The 14,050-nt window shown below is 39.7% G+C and carries 14 protein-coding genes, 1 tRNA gene, 2 pseudogenes and 1 other annotated feature; of the genes and pseudogenes, 11 read left to right on the top strand and 6 right to left on the bottom strand.

Annotated features, from left to right (window positions below; genetic code table 11):
• Positions 1 to 4: 4 nt before the first annotated feature.
• From MHI16_RS12895 to MHI16_RS12885, 3 genes are all read left to right on the top strand, one after another.
• Positions 5 to 607 (top strand): XTP/dITP diphosphatase, encoded by a 603-nt coding sequence (locus tag MHI16_RS12895; protein ID WP_200964043.1) that lies wholly within the window; start codon positions 5 to 7, stop codon positions 605 to 607.
• Between the two features lie 14 nt (positions 608 to 621).
• Complete coding sequence (locus MHI16_RS12890) at positions 622 to 1,146, top strand: metallophosphoesterase (RefSeq protein WP_058014506.1); 525 nt, start codon at positions 622 to 624, stop codon at positions 1,144 to 1,146.
• Between the two features lie 120 nt (positions 1,147 to 1,266).
• A tRNA-Arg gene (locus tag MHI16_RS12885) sits at positions 1,267 to 1,340 on the top strand.
• A 343-nt stretch (positions 1,341 to 1,683) separates the two neighbouring features.
• Here the strand turns inward: MHI16_RS12885 and MHI16_RS12880 are convergent.
• From MHI16_RS12880 to MHI16_RS12860, 5 genes and pseudogenes are all read right to left on the bottom strand, one after another.
• A complete protein-coding gene (locus tag MHI16_RS12880) occupies positions 1,684 to 2,016 on the bottom strand; it encodes a hypothetical protein (RefSeq protein ID WP_058014507.1) in 333 nt (110 codons plus the stop codon).
• Between the two features lie 16 nt (positions 2,017 to 2,032).
• Positions 2,033 to 2,602, bottom strand: a pseudogene (locus MHI16_RS12875) (polymorphic toxin type 50 domain-containing protein); the annotation flags it as partial.
• Between the two features lie 215 nt (positions 2,603 to 2,817).
• Positions 2,818 to 3,006: a hypothetical protein gene (locus MHI16_RS12870; RefSeq protein ID WP_058014508.1), complete on the bottom strand. Its 189-nt coding sequence runs from the start codon at positions 3,004 to 3,006 to the stop codon at positions 2,818 to 2,820.
• Between the two features lie 976 nt (positions 3,007 to 3,982).
• Positions 3,983 to 4,372 carry an immunity 50 family protein gene (locus MHI16_RS12865; RefSeq protein ID WP_047202618.1) on the bottom strand — a complete coding sequence of 130 codons (390 nt, stop codon included), beginning with the start codon at positions 4,370 to 4,372 and terminating at the stop codon, positions 3,983 to 3,985.
• Positions 4,373 to 4,392: 20 nt separating this feature from the next.
• The gene (locus tag MHI16_RS12860) at positions 4,393 to 6,003 is read right to left on the bottom strand and encodes a T7SS effector LXG polymorphic toxin (protein ID WP_268466488.1); all 1,611 of its coding nucleotides are present in this window, start codon (positions 6,001 to 6,003) and stop codon (positions 4,393 to 4,395) included.
• 142 nt (positions 6,004 to 6,145) lie between these two features.
• On the opposite strand from MHI16_RS12860, the pseudogene MHI16_RS12855 reads away from it, so the two are divergent.
• From MHI16_RS12855 to MHI16_RS12825, 7 genes and pseudogenes are all read left to right on the top strand, one after another.
• Positions 6,146 to 6,292 (top strand): annotated as a pseudogene (locus MHI16_RS12855) (DUF1668 domain-containing protein); the annotation flags it as partial.
• Positions 6,293 to 6,544: 252 nt separating this feature from the next.
• Complete coding sequence (locus MHI16_RS12850; RefSeq protein ID WP_223251640.1) at positions 6,545 to 6,694, top strand: teichoic acid D-Ala incorporation-associated protein DltX; 150 nt, start codon at positions 6,545 to 6,547, stop codon at positions 6,692 to 6,694.
• A gap of 14 nt (positions 6,695 to 6,708) precedes the next feature.
• Positions 6,709 to 8,214 (top strand): D-alanine--poly(phosphoribitol) ligase subunit DltA, encoded by a 1,506-nt coding sequence (gene dltA / locus MHI16_RS12845; RefSeq protein ID WP_058014511.1) that lies wholly within the window; start codon positions 6,709 to 6,711, stop codon positions 8,212 to 8,214.
• Positions 8,211 to 9,395, top strand: a complete 1,185-nt coding sequence (gene dltB / locus MHI16_RS12840) for a D-alanyl-lipoteichoic acid biosynthesis protein DltB (RefSeq protein ID WP_058014512.1) — start codon at positions 8,211 to 8,213, stop codon at positions 9,393 to 9,395. The genes dltA and dltB overlap by 4 nt, the downstream gene beginning before the upstream one ends.
• A 21-nt stretch (positions 9,396 to 9,416) precedes the next feature.
• Positions 9,417 to 9,653 (top strand): D-alanine--poly(phosphoribitol) ligase subunit 2, encoded by a 237-nt coding sequence (dltC, locus tag MHI16_RS12835; protein ID WP_003216498.1) that lies wholly within the window; start codon positions 9,417 to 9,419, stop codon positions 9,651 to 9,653.
• Positions 9,653 to 10,819, top strand: coding sequence for a D-alanyl-lipoteichoic acid biosynthesis protein DltD (dltD, locus tag MHI16_RS12830; protein WP_058014513.1), 1,167 nt, complete (start codon positions 9,653 to 9,655; stop codon positions 10,817 to 10,819). The genes dltC and dltD overlap by 1 nt, the downstream gene beginning before the upstream one ends.
• 96 nt (positions 10,820 to 10,915) lie before the next feature.
• Positions 10,916 to 11,335, top strand: coding sequence for a YkvA family protein (locus tag MHI16_RS12825; protein ID WP_058014514.1), 420 nt, complete (start codon positions 10,916 to 10,918; stop codon positions 11,333 to 11,335).
• 33 nt (positions 11,336 to 11,368) lie between these two features.
• Here the strand turns inward: MHI16_RS12825 and MHI16_RS12820 are convergent, their stop codons facing one another.
• On the bottom strand, positions 11,369 to 12,412 hold the full coding sequence (locus MHI16_RS12820; RefSeq protein WP_058014515.1) for a lactonase family protein: 1,044 nt from the start codon (positions 12,410 to 12,412) through the stop codon (positions 11,369 to 11,371).
• A 433-nt stretch (positions 12,413 to 12,845) separates the two neighbouring features.
• Between MHI16_RS12820 and ilvE the strand changes: the two genes are divergently transcribed.
• Positions 12,846 to 13,760, top strand: coding sequence for a branched-chain-amino-acid transaminase (gene ilvE, locus MHI16_RS12815; RefSeq protein ID WP_058014516.1), 915 nt, complete (start codon positions 12,846 to 12,848; stop codon positions 13,758 to 13,760).
• 8 nt (positions 13,761 to 13,768) lie between these two features.
• Positions 13,769 to 14,015 (top strand) — a binding site (T-box leader).
• Positions 14,016 to 14,050 lie beyond the last annotated feature (35 nt).

The following is a 14,050-nucleotide window of genomic DNA, read 5'->3' as shown; positions in this document are numbered from 1 at the left end:
GGGTTTGATCAGGATGAAAACAGCCATCATTGCAACGCACAATGCGGGCAAAGCGAAAGAATTCAAAGCCATTCTTGAGCCAAAAGGATTCACGGTCAAAACACTAGCAGACATCGGCTTTACTGAAGAAATTGAAGAAACAGGACATACCTTCGAAGAAAATGCCGTCATCAAAGCCGAGGCGATTCAAGCCAAAGCGGGTGAAATGGTCATTGCAGACGATTCCGGTTTATCGATTGATTATCTTGGCGGAAAACCTGGCGTCTATTCAGCGAGATACGCTGGAGAGCATAAAAACGATGCTGAGAATGTAGAAAAAGTGCTGAGTGAACTTCAAGGCATTGAAAAAGAAGACCGCACAGCTAGATTCAGATGTGCCCTGGCTGTCAGCATACCAGGCAAAGAAACAAAAACGGTAGAAGGATCAGTAGAAGGCTTTATCGCAGAGGAACCAATCGGCGAAAATGGCTTCGGATATGACCCGGTTTTCATCGTCAAAGACAAAGACCAGACGATGGCCGAATTATCACCAGAGGAGAAAAACAAGATCAGCCATCGAGCGGTCGCGCTTCAAAAGCTTTCATCACTGCTAGACGCAAATGAATAAGGGGGAATGAAGCCATGAAGATACTCATCATTAGTGACAGTCATGGACTCACAGATGAACTTCAAACCATTGCCAAACGGCATGCGGCTGAAGTTGACATGATGATTCACTGCGGAGATTCAGAACTCGACACGAACCACCCAGCACTCGAAGGATACAAAGTCGTCAAAGGAAATTGTGACTTTATGGGCGATTTTGAAGAAGAGCTCCTGCTCCCACTTGATGGAGGCGGAAAACTATTTCTCACTCACGGACATCTGCATGGCATCAAACAATCCTTGCTTCAAGTCTACTACCGTGCAGAAGAGCTAGGCGCAGATATTATCTGCTTTGGTCACTCGCACATCCCAGGCAGTGAGCTGCTAAGAGGAAAACTGCTCATTAACCCAGGCAGCGTGCACCTGCCAAGAGTGCGTAAAGAGCGCAGCTATGCTATACTGACACTAGATGGAAGCGAAGCGAACGTACAGTTTTTCACAGACGAAGGTGAGGCCATACAAGACCTCGAAAACACTGTCACATTGGAAGGTATTTCATAAGGGTGCAGCATTTGCCCCTTATGAAAAAACTTTCGAAAAACCGTTGACTTTAAAGAACAATAGTAATATAATAAATCTTGTCGGTGAGGTACTCACCAAAAAAACACTACATAACAACATGTCCCAGTAGCTCAGCTGGATAGAGCAACGCCCTTCTAAGGCGTCGGTCGGGAGTTCGAATCTCTCCTGGGACGTACTAAATTAAAAGCCTGAAATCCTTGATATGAAAGGATTTCAGGCTTTTTTGTTTGTTGGAACATAAGATCGATTATTGCTTCAAATTAGAGTTTTGGGAGGGGGTTGGGGGCGAACTTGTTTTTAAGTATTTCCGTTCCCTATTTTTGTATCAAAGAAGCTATCAAGATGGGTGGCTGATTTTTGATTAGCTTCTTCAATGACTACGAACGTAAATGGATCAAAATCAAAATGTATAAATTGAAAAATAGATTTATATTTGAAGGTAGCGACTAAATATATTTAAAACAGAAACAAATGAAAAGCCCATCTAATTTGGAGGGGCTTTTCATTTGTTAATTATCACTTGTCCAATTCCCATAATTTTTGACCGTCTGCTAAATACACTGCACTTGGTGTATCTTTATAAAGTGAAATTTCAATTAAGGAACTTTTTTCTTGCTTTAACCAATCGTATATATCACAGCCGTTATTAGCGGGGGGCGATAAGATGTTATTAACTTGAAATGCGACTGCGTCATACTCTGTATAATTGACATCATCATCTTCCAATCCGTTATCTGTTTCATAAAGTGTGTCAGATTCCCCAATTACTTTTAAACCGTTTTTCCATTCTAAAATCAAATCGTTATTTTTATATTTTCGTAATGCTGAAATTAATGGATCATATCCCATTCGAATTCTCCTTAATTTATGGTTTTAAAGGCTCTGATGGTACTATATGAGCACCGTTTTTGCTGTAGTGTATTAAGCCTCTAGTAGTCTCTACATACTTACTGGTATCTTTATCATAGTATTTTCCAATCACTTGGCCAAAGTCTACTCTTTCTTTGTGCTCACCTATTTTTGTACCTTTCCCAGCGAACTTATCTAGCAACTCTTGTGCTTTTTTATTATCTCCAAAGAAGATACTCTTTGTTTTACCATTAGCTATCTCCTGTTTATAGTTAGGTGCATCAGGAATATGTTTCTCTTGAGCGCCTGGTTTTACTTTTACAGGGAAACCATTTACTTCACGATAAGGACCTTTTGGTACGGAGTGTTTGCCGAATAAAGGTGTTTTAACAATCTTCTTGGCTACTTTGTCTCCTTTCATGATTTTAAATACATATTTTCCAACTTTAGCGATTTTAGCTCCGGGTATCATGTACAAGGTTGAGACTAAACGATCCATGTCAGCGACTTTGTCACCTGTTACAGGATCTCTCCCTGTGATGACTCGAATGGCATCATTTACTCCTGTAAATTCAACCGCTGTATTTAAGATGGTTTGCTCACCCGTTTTCAAGTCGGAAATCTTTGTGATGCTTTCAATATTCACTTTGTTTTGATCCGATATTCGTAATCGATATAACATTCCATCTCGAATAACTTCAACTGTTTTGGCATTTGCGAAGTCAATCTTCTCATTTGTATTATATACTTTTCCATATAAAGAAAGGGAGCTGCATAAACGACAGCTCCCAAGAGGAGGAGTTAATTTTTCTTTTTTCTGTAGTCCTTTACTAAGCTTGAAACAACTAAACCCATCACACTGAAAGCCACGAGATAAAATAAAACATTTGTTACAGGTGTATCAATTTTCCCTAAGATCATCACAAGGGCAATAATAGCGCTGGGCAAAATAATTAATAACATTTTGGATGGCGTGCTTTGCTGTGACACTTAATGACCTCCTGATTGATCCATTAAATAGATATTTTAGTTGATTTTAACATATGGGGATTGTGCGAACAACATAAGGGGGGAGCAATCTACTTTAAGAGCGGACAAACGAAACTTGCTGATTTTATGGAAATCATTTCAATTAAACCTTTTGTGTAATAAAATGTATATGATTAATACAAAGGGGTGAGATGGCGGTGAAGCATTTTTAACGCTATCATTGTGGGGATCATTGTATATGTTGCAGATCATCGTTTAAGCATGTTTCCGTTGATGCTGATTTTTGCGGTTGTGATCTATATCGTAAGCAGGATTAGCGACGCATTGATTAAGAAATACTCAAAAGATTGGAAGGACGTTTTTTAAATAACCTTCCATTTATTTTTAACTAATGTAAAAGACATTGCAAAGCGGTAAATATGCAAAAGAGAGAATATTCTTTCTCCAGCTAAAAAAATGAAGGTGTATAGTAGAAGGAGAAGATGAATCGAGTTTTAAGTAGGAATTTGTCTTATCAAATGGACAGTTAGAAAGTGATTAGCATTTTTTATTGATGGATTAAATGGGGGAAAAGTACATAATCTCAAACACTTTAGAAAAACAATGAAAGGAATGATCACTTGTACAACATCAATCCAAGTCACCTGTTATATAGAAATGGAGAGACAACAAACAGTTAAGAGAGTGATCAATTATTCGCTAAAGAGTTAGGCCATATCGAGATCACGAGCGGGCCATGTTTACAACAGGCTTGGTGACGGGATGTACCCAAGCTTTTGGGGACTAGATCAAAACGGAAAACCCGCTTGCCTTGAGACGGTTTTTCTTATCATGGAATGATGAGAAAATCATGAAACCACAGGTTCTTTTTATTGTTTTTTGATCATAATTTCAGTGTATTAATAGAAGTCATGAAGTGTATAATGAGGTTTTATACGAAAGTGGCTTCAGCCACTTTCGTACTGCAGAAACGATTTTAAGAACCAATTAGCCCCGGTGAAATTTGTTCAACTCTTGCCCAATCAAATATGGTTTCGATTTGCATTTGATTCTTGCAATTTATTTTTAGAAATCCTTCATTCTCTGTTGTGCTAATCTCAAAATGATCAATTATATTATTATTTCCTAAATGATTAATTTTTAAATCCGTTACACCAATGAATGATAATTCAACGTAGACAACATCAAAATCTCTCCAACGTTTTGGTGTATTCTTTACGGAGTCTTTTGTCATTAGTCGTAAAAATAGGGTAGGGCCATCTCTGTTTAAATCAACATTCATGATTTCTGCATTTTTAAAATGGGGGATCCCCCCGAAAATTTGAGTCATCGCTTGTGGGTTCATAAATTTTTCTTCTCTAATCATTTGGATACTCCTCGTTTGAGTTATTTATTGTTTCTTCTTTCAAAATAATAATGGTCTTCTACACCTTCAACTTTACCATTGCGGGTGTTATGTTCAGGTCTTACATTGTGGTGTGAAGGTTGGTTTCCGATGCCTCCTTCTCCAAAATCGTGACCATTTGAATGATCCTGAATAACAATCTTTTTACCATTAACTTCATACGTAAGTTCTCTCGTAAGGATTGGTTGGTTTTTTTCATTTAATATTCTTTTTCCATTTTTATCTGTTAAGGGCACCATCTTTTGACTTTCAGGATTTTGTGTTCTTGGTATATTTAATTGGCGTTTAATTTCTTTTAAACTAGCTTTTCTAGATTCATGATGGTTTTTATTTAAGTTTTTCTGTACGTCTAGTGTTGCTTTATTTTTTAATTTATTATTTACACCATTTAGTCCAAACGGCAAAAGTATACCCAGCGCCGCATTCATGCTCGCTTCCTGCTGTTCTTTGGAAATCTTGTTTCCGAACATGTCTCGGCCAGTGATCGCTTCGCTGAAGCCGTTGGTGGCGGTGAGGCCATATAATCCTTTTTGGGATGTCTTTAGGGCATCAAAGGATTTTTGTGATGTCTTGTAGATGTCGACTGCCCTGACTGCGGCTGAGGTGGCTTGGGTCGTTTTATAAACAGCTTTTCCGCCTTTGAAAATGCGCCCTGCCCAGCCGACGATAGGGATATATCCCGCTGCTGCCATGCCGCCTGCGGCGACGCGCTGTCCTGCGGTAAGTTCTTCGCCTGTGATCGGGTCAACGCCCGTTGCGGCGCGTTTTGCATCGTTCACGCCAGTTAGTTCATTCACAATATTCCCGCCATAATCAAGTGCTTTTTCATACCAAGGACGGTTAGCGAGTGCTTCTTGTTCCTTTGCGATTTCTCTAGCTTCTTCTTGTTCTTTTTTGATTTTGAGATATTCAGATGTCTGCTTTTCAATATCGCTTTTTGCCTTGTAGATTTCGCTATTTTGATACTCTTTCTTGTCAAAATTAATAGGTGAAATGGCTTTTCCGTCATTTGTCGCTTTCATCATTTCTGCGTACAATGCCATTGTAGCCTGTTGCTCCGTCTCTGACAAAGCGTATTCATCTTTTAGATTTTGATCGAGTTCTCTTAAATCTTTTACTGTCTTTTTTCGTTCATCTTCTGCATCTTCTATTTTGTCATCAAAGGTTTGGCTATCAAATACCTCTAGTGAAATGAGGTCATCGATGTCTTGAAATATGGTTTTGAGTGCCTTTTTTTGATCTTTTACGATGCTTTTAGCATTTTTTATACCCATATGGACGGCATTCTCTAAAAAGTGTTCTTCTACGAAGGTATCGCCGCCAAAGCTCGTATCATCAAGTGTACCGGAAACACCTTCATGAAATGCTTTTTGCTTATCAATAAAGCTGATAAACATGTCCACATTTCCAGCTAACTCTTTATAAAAGCTTTTAATGTTATAGGCACCCTCTCCAGTAAAATCATCACCGAGATTTGCCACACCTTGAAGTGCCCTTTTTAAATCAACCATTTGTTCGCGGAGTACCTGATAGTGTTTTGCTCTTGTATCCATGGCACTTGTTAGTGCTTTTGCATCAAGTGTTTTGCCCAGAAAGGTTCACTCCCTTCTCAAATAAGTATATTTATTTTAACAATATAAAAAAATGTAATGAATAGGAAAAAAGTAGTGAGTGTTAAAGCTCTAAATACTAGATTGGTCAACACACTGCTGAAGTAATTTGACCTTTCCATCCTGGTACAAAAAGCGTGATGCCGGAGAAGGACCAGGGTTTTATGAAATTGATGAGCATGACAACAACAAAGGCCCCTTTGAAAGTAAAAAGGATTATGTGGTGTTCAAAAACATACTCATGTTCGAAGTCAATAAATATAAGAAGTAATTGAAATCAAAGCCATCTAGGTAAACTAGGTGGCTTTTGTGTTTATTCGACAGCTTTCAGCAATTTTAAGGCAAATTTAAGATCGAATTTCATTTCAAATACATTAAATCTTTGTTACAATAAGACAGCTTTGCGCAAAAGAGACGTTCTAAGGTTCGACATTTTTTAGCATTTTCTTAAAAATTTTATGGTTTGATATGAAACTCTTTTGATGATCCATGCGTCTCTATAAGTGTCAAAAGAAAAGAGGTTATCAATATGCTATTCAAAAAGCTATCAGAAAATAAGTCTGTAAAATGGATAGGATATACGAGCTTTTACTTACTTATTTTTCTATTATTGTTCTTTATTTACGGATTCCATACAGCAAATACGGGATCATTCATTTACAACGATTTTTAATTGGAGATTAAACTATGAAACTATTACACACGATTCATGAATACCAACAAACGAAACCAACACAGCCAGCATTTGTTTCTCAACATGCTTCGATCACATATGATGAGCTTTGGCAACTATCAGACCAAATGGCTGGTGCGATCGATGCGGTCGCAACAGATAGTGCACCTGTCATTGTATACGGTCATATGGAGCCAGAGATGCTGATTTCTTTTTTAGGCAGTGTGAAATCAGGTAGACCATACATTCCGGTCGACATTTCAATCCCTGCAGAGCGTATCGTCTCAATTATTGAAAGCTCAAAAGCCAGTCTATTGATTTGTGCAAATGAGCAGAATGTACTAGATGTAGAAGAGCACATTGAAGTGAAGAGTGCGGCATCGCTTTTAGCTCTTGAAAAAGAAGCACCGCCATCATCGCAGTGGGTTCAACAGGATGATGTGTTTTACATCATTTATACGTCTGGCAGTACCGGAAAACCGAAAGGCGTTCAGGTAACAGCCGATAATTTAGAAAGCTTTACAGAGTGGATGTGTAGAGACTTCCCAATTGGTGAGGGGCGCACGTTCTTAAATCAAGCACCGTTTTCTTTTGACTTATCAGTAATGGATTTGTATCCAGCGCTTCAATCAGGCGGCACGCTGTACTGTTTAGTGAAAGATCTTGTGAATAAGCCGAAGGATATGTTTACAGCACTTGGTCAATCTGACGTTGAAGTGTGGACATCAACACCTTCCTTTGTGCAAATGTGCTTAATGGATCCTTCCTTTACAGGGGAGCTTTTACCAGAGTTGAAAGTTTTCTTGTTCTGCGGAGAGGCACTTCCTGTATCTGTAGCAAGTGCACTCCTTGAGCATTTTCCAAAGGCGCAGGTCTTTAATACGTATGGTCCGACTGAAGCAACTGTTGCGATTACATCGATTGAAGTCACGCAGGCCATTCTTGATCAGCACGATTCTTTACCAGTCGGCTATGCGAAACCAGATACAGATATCGTCATTTTAGATGAAGAAGGCAAGAGTCTTCCTGATGGTGAAAAAGGGGAAATTGTCATCGTGGGGCCAAGCGTCACGAGAGGCTACTTAGGTGAACAAGCCTTAACGGAGAAAGTATTCTTTGAATACAAAGGGCGCCCTGCATACCGCACAGGTGACGCAGGTGTGGCGCAGGATGGTTTGATTACGTGCCACGGTCGTCTGGACTATCAAATTAAACTGCACGGATACCGGATGGAGCTTGAAGAAATTGAATATCATGTGAGCGAGACAACGTATGTCAATGCTTGTGTGATTGTGCCATTCCAGCCAAACGGTCATGTGGAGTACTTGATTGCAGCCATTGTTCCAGCGGCACATTCTTTTGAAAAAGAATATCAGCTGACAAGTGCAATTAAGAAAGAAATGGCGGATTCACTGCCTGCGTACATGATTCCAAGAAAGTTTGTCTATCTTGAGCAGCTATACATGACGCCAAACGGGAAGGTTGACCGTAAAAGAATCGCGAAAGAGGTTCTTCTATGATTCCGTTTAGTTCATTCTTTTTCTTCATTCTAATTGGTGTTCTTCTTTTGCCGACGATCATTCTTGGTCTACGCGGCAAAAGAATGCAGGGCTACAACATGTTTGCAACGGTTGTGGCACTTGCGCTTATTTTCTCAAAGGATGCACATGGCGCGCTGCTTCTCTTCTTATTTACAGTGTGGCAAGTCTTGATCATCCGGTTGTACCTTTCGTACCGGTTGAAAGCGAACAGGGCGTCTGTCTTCTATATGGCAGTGGTTGCATCGATTTTGCCGCTTGTACTATCAAAGGTCTTACCGTTCTTTTTAACTCATCAGCCGCATCAACCGCCGCCAATGAACTGGTTGAGCTTTTTAGGGATCTCATACTTAACATTTAAAGGTGTTCAGTTAATTATCGAGACAAGAGACGGCTTGATTAAGAAGAAAATTCCGATTCATCGTTTGGTCTATTTCATTGTCTTTTTCCCGACGATTTCATCAGGTCCGATTGATCGTTACCGCCGGTTTGAAAAGGATATGGATACGCCGCCTGAAAAGGAAGCGTACAGTGATCTTTTATACGCGGGTATTCATAAAATTTTTATCGGCTTCTTATATAAGTTCATTATTGGTTATTTGATTCACACATATATTCTGATGAATATTCATCACATTAGCAGCAGTCACTTTGTTCAACAGTTAACGTATATGTATGCGTACAGTATGTATTTGTTCTTTGACTTTGCTGGTTATACAGCGTTCGCTGTTGGTGTGAGTTATATCATGGGCATTAAATCACCAGAAAACTTTAACAAACCGTTTATCAGCCGGAATATTAAAGACTTCTGGAATCGCTGGCACATGTCCCTGTCTTTCTGGTTCAGAGACTACGTGTTTATGAGATTTGTGTTCTTTATGACAAAAAAGAAGTGGATCAAGAACCGTATGGCTGTATCAAATATTGGGTACTTTGTCCTCTTTCTATTGATGGGTGCTTGGCATGGTCTAGCACTTCAATATATTATTTACGGACTATATCACGCAGTTGTGATGTCCGGTTACAATTTATTTGAGAAATGGAATAAAAAACACAAGTGGTGGCCGGATAACAAGGTCACAATGGTTGTGTCGATCATTATTACATTCCATGTGATTTGTTTCGGATTTTACATTTTTTCAGGAAAACCATTTCATCATTAATGATTAAGGGAGTAGAAAATTATGGAATTTAAAAATCAAGTATACGGTATTATTGCAGAGGTTTGTCAGGACGACGTTGTGAAAGAAAATCCAGAGATTGCAATTTTTGACGAAGGTCTTTTAGATTCATTTGGTACAGTAGAATTACTTATGGCTATCGAAAGTCAACTTGGAATTACTGTTCCGATTACAGAGTTTGATCGTGATGTGTGGGATACACCGAATCACATTGCTGAGCAGCTGGCAGAGATGAAGTAATGAAAAAGCGTTTTTTTGGGCCGCTTATTTTAGCGGCTGTTCTATTCATTGGTGTTCTTCTTGTACCAAATGCATGGCTCTCACATCTGATCCCAAAAGACAAATTACAAAAGTCAGCCACAGAATTAGATCCGGGGATGTTCCAAGGGCTTTATTTACAAGATGAAATGCTAAAAGATCCAACTTATTTGCCGATCTATGGATCTTCTGAACTATCACGTTTTGATCCATATCACCCTTCAAATTTCTTTCATGAGAATCCTCAAGGGTTTACACCTTATCTTATTGGAAAAGGTGGATCGCAATCATTAATTCATGCGATGAACTTTGCAGCGCATATGGATGAACTAAAAGGGAAGAAGCTTGTATTTATCGTGTCTCCGCAGTGGTTTGTAAAGTGGGGATCAGACGAGAATCACTTTGCACCGAACTATTCAGCGCTTCAAGCGCTTAATCTCGCTTATAATAAAGAAATTGATCCAGCTGTGAAAAAAGAACTGATCAAGAGAATCATGACGTTTAAAGCAGTAAAGAACGATATGGTCATCACAGAGCTTTTTAAAGCAGAGCTTTCTGAGAACAAATTCGCTTATGGCGCGATTTCTCCTATTGCCAAAATGTATTATGGCATGCTTCAAAAGAAAGACATGTACTATACCATTGGATCGGGACATGAACGTAAGCTTCAACCATCTCCTTCAGTCAAAGGAAAAACATGGACTGAGCTTGAAAAAGAAGCGAGCGTTTTTGGTGCGAAAAGAGCAGGGGACAACCCGTTTTATATTAATCAAAAACTGTTTGACCGCAAGCTGAAACCGATCATGAAAAAGATGAAGGATTCCCGTGAAGATCACTCTTATGCGGAATCACCAGAGTACAAAGATTTTCAAATCATGCTGGATATTTTAAAACAGGCAGGGGCGAAGCCTTTGTTTGTGACGATTCCTGTTAACGGGAAATGGTATGATTATACTGGTTTCCCAAAAGAGGGGCGCACAGAGTATTATGAGAAAATCAATCGTCAAATTCGCGATAATGGGTATGAAGTTGCAGATTTGACTAAGCATGAGTACGATCCTTATTTCTTTAAAGATACGATTCATGTGTCTTATAAAGGATGGGTGTACATCGATAAGGCAATCGAAAAGTTTTACAAAGAGCAGTAGAATGCAGCAGCTTTCTGCTGCTTTTTGTTTTGTCGAAATGGCAGATATCTTGTATAACGAATGGAAAAGGGCTATGCTGTAGATGGAGGCGATATGATGAATCGTTCTGAGAAAAAAGAACTATTGAAGCGTTCGAAAAAGCATTTTAATGATCATGCCTTTTGGGAAAAGTTAAAAAAGACGGCACAAAAAGCTGGTGTCTCTCTTGTCTATGCTGTGCTATTACTTTACTATACATTGCAAAAACCTGAAGTACCTGTCAAAGCAAAAACCCTTATTATTGGGGCGCTCGGATACTTTATCCTTCCAATTGACCTTATTCCCGATACATTGATTGGTGTCGGCTATACAGATGATTTAGGCGCGATCACATTTGCTCTGATTCAAGTAGCGGTCTACATTGATGATGATGTGAAAGGAAAAGCGAAGGACAGGCTGTCAAAATGGTTCGGTGAAAAAACCGATACGTCTCTGATTGATCAAAAACTTGAAGATGGCGGGATGCCGTCTGCATAAAGAAAAGCCTCCACAGTTGGAGGCTTTTTTTCATTATCCTAAAAATTTCACGCAAACTGGATGAGGGACTGAGATGTCTGATTGTAAGACAGTGAGTCGTCCTGTTTCTTTGTCGCGTTTGTATAACACTAAGTTGCTAGATTCTTGGTTTGAACCAACGACGAATTCTTCAGTTGGATCAAGCACAAAGTCTCTAGGCCAGTTTCCTTCAGATGAAGCAATCTCGACAAGACTTAATTGGCCGCCAGTGTCTGCTTTAAAAATCGCAATGCTGTCGTGGCCGCGATTTCCTGCATAAACAAATTGGCCGTCTGAAGAGACGTGAATGGCACTGCCTTGATTGTTCTCTGTAAAGTCGCTTGGAATGGTTGCAATCGTTTGGATCTCTTCGAAATGACCATCTTCAAAGTAACGAAGCACAATCACCTCTGAGCTTAGCTCTGTCATCACATATGCCACAGGTTTCGTTGGATGGAATGTGATATGACGAGGACCGGTGCCTGGTTTTGTTTCAAATGTATGAGCAAGCTCGAGTTTGCCGTTTTCTTTCTTATACGTATAAATGCCATCTGTCCCAAGGTCAACAGCGACTGCAAATTGTTCATCTGGTGTCAGACCCATAAAGTGAGTGTGCGGTTTTTCCTGACGATCTTCGTTAGGGCCAGTACCTTCATGCTGCGCCTGGGACAGCGTGCGGATCACTGAGCCATTTTCAGCATCGATTTCATACATCTCTGCTGTTCCTTTATGATAGTTAGCTGTAAAAGCTGTTTTTGTTTGACTGTCCACGCTGACGTGACAAGGAGAAGCGCCTTCGGCAAGTTCTTGGTTGATGAAACGAAGTGTGCCGGTTTCTGCATCGATTTGATAAGCAGCCACGCCGCCCTGTGATCCTTCTTTTACCACAGCATACACAAATTTTTGAGAATCTGAGACGGTTAAATATGTAGGATTTTCAAGTTCAGCAGCTACTTCTACTTTCTCAATCTGCTGCTTGTCCGTATTTAATGTAAAAGTATAAATGCCTTTACTGTCTCCCTTTGTATACGTTCCGATATAACCTCTGATGTTAGCCATGTATTGCCCTCCTTCTATAAGATGCTCTCATTCTATCATAAATTCATAGGAAAACGCTTTAGAAAGGCATACCGAAAGAAAATCAAAAGCGTTGGAATCTACCAGTATTCATTCAAAACAATGTGAAAAAATATGACAAACGGTTTCTCAAATGAAAAGTGTTCAGGTAAAGTAAATAAATTGAAGAAAAAATACAAAAAATTTTAAGTTTTTTCATTCCTTGTCTAGCAAAGGTGTAAGCGTATACATTTAATTTTGATTAGTCTAAATTGTCTAATAATTTTAAAAATGCTGTTGACACTGTATGGAAAGCGGCGTAAGATGGGTTCAACAAAAGCTAAACAAACACGAAAGAGCAAGCGTGAGACACTTCAATATAAAGTGTCTGAAAATTCAACTACTTTTTGTTTGAAAGAGAGGGTGCTCACTGAAAATGGAAGACCAAAAGGAACAGTGGATCTTTTTAAACGATGAACTCGTGAAAAAAGAGGATGCGAAAATTTCAGTTTATGATCATGGCTTCTTATACGGTGACGGTGTGTTCGAAGGGATACGCGTGTATAACGGAAATATCTTTCGAATGAAAGAACATTTAGACCGCCTGTATGATTCCGCCAGATCGATTATGCTGAACATTCCATATTCACTTGAGGAACTCACGGAAAAAATGATTCATACAGTTGAAAGGAACGGACTGAAGGATGCCTATATCCGCCTTGTTGTCTCAAGAGGAGCTGGTGATCTTGGTTTAGATCCAAACAACTGCGGGAGAGCCAACACAGTGATCATTGTAGAGCCGCTGGCCATCTTTCCAAAGCACCTATATGAAACAGGTATTGATATTGTGACGGTACCGACGAGACGAAATCGTCCCGATGTACTAAGTCCAAAAGTGAAATCATTAAATTATTTGAATAACATCCTTGTCCGAATCGAAGCCCATATGGCCGGTGTGAGTGAAGCGCTGATGCTGAACGATCAAGGGTACGTGGCAGAAGGTTCTGCAGACAATGTGTTTATTTATAAAAAAGGTAAGCTCTATACACCGCCAGGTTATATCGGCGCTCTTGAAGGCATCACAAGAAATGCCATCATGGAGATTGCAGAGGACTTAGGCTACGAAGTGAAAGAAGAACCATTCACAAGGCACGATGTGTATACAGCAGAAGAAGTCTTTCTAACAGGAACTGCAGCTGAAGTGATCGCCGTTGTAAAAGTTGACGGCCGTACAATCGGTGAAGGGAAGCCTGGGATTCACACTAACAAACTTCTTGAACAATTCCGCAAGCGAGTGGTTGAAGAAGGAGAAAAAGTCGTTTTTACAGATGAAAACATTCACGCAAGCTAAATAGATATCGATAAACGTTGAAGAGGACTAGTAGCTTTAGAGTCAGTATCTACAGAGAGCCGGTGGTAGCTGGAAACCGGTGTTACTTTCTAAAGTGAACTCACCTCTGAGTGTCTGCTTGAAATGATAGTAGGGCAGACCGAGTGACATTGCTCACTCGTTACCAAAATGGATGAAAGATGTCCATGAGACGGCAGCTGAATTTGCCGTGAACAAGGGTGGTACCGCGAAAAACAAAGCTTTTTCGCCCCTTTGACCTAGTGAAAAGTAGTGTCATTGTGGGGTGAGAA

This window comes from Bacillus sp. FSL K6-0923 (assembly GCF_038630825.1).
GTDB classification, from domain to species: domain Bacteria; phylum Bacillota; class Bacilli; order Bacillales; family Bacillaceae; genus Bacillus; species Bacillus pumilus.
This window is presented reverse-complemented; position numbering and strand designations above follow the sequence as displayed.

What these genes read in the sequence shown, in the direction of transcription:
- MHI16_RS12890 (WP_058014506.1), top strand. Translation starts at nt 622, where the DNA reads ATGAAGATACTCATCATTAGTGACAGTCATGGACTCACAGATGAACTT.
- MHI16_RS12880 (WP_058014507.1), bottom strand. Translation starts at nt 2,016, where the DNA reads ATGGGATATGATCCATTAATTTCAGCATTACGAAAATATAAAAATAAC.
- MHI16_RS12865 (WP_047202618.1), bottom strand. Translation starts at nt 4,372, where the DNA reads ATGATTAGAGAAGAAAAATTTATGAACCCACAAGCGATGACTCAAATT.
- dltA (WP_058014511.1), top strand. Translation starts at nt 6,709, where the DNA reads ATGAAACTATTACACACGATTCATGAATACCAACAAACGAAACCAACA.
- dltB (WP_058014512.1), top strand. Translation starts at nt 8,211, where the DNA reads ATGATTCCGTTTAGTTCATTCTTTTTCTTCATTCTAATTGGTGTTCTT.
- dltC (WP_003216498.1), top strand. Translation starts at nt 9,417, where the DNA reads ATGGAATTTAAAAATCAAGTATACGGTATTATTGCAGAGGTTTGTCAG.
- dltD (WP_058014513.1), top strand. Translation starts at nt 9,653, where the DNA reads ATGAAAAAGCGTTTTTTTGGGCCGCTTATTTTAGCGGCTGTTCTATTC.
- MHI16_RS12825 (WP_058014514.1), top strand. Translation starts at nt 10,916, where the DNA reads ATGAATCGTTCTGAGAAAAAAGAACTATTGAAGCGTTCGAAAAAGCAT.
- MHI16_RS12820 (WP_058014515.1), bottom strand. Translation starts at nt 12,412, where the DNA reads ATGGCTAACATCAGAGGTTATATCGGAACGTATACAAAGGGAGACAGT.
- ilvE (WP_058014516.1), top strand. Translation starts at nt 12,846, where the DNA reads ATGGAAGACCAAAAGGAACAGTGGATCTTTTTAAACGATGAACTCGTG.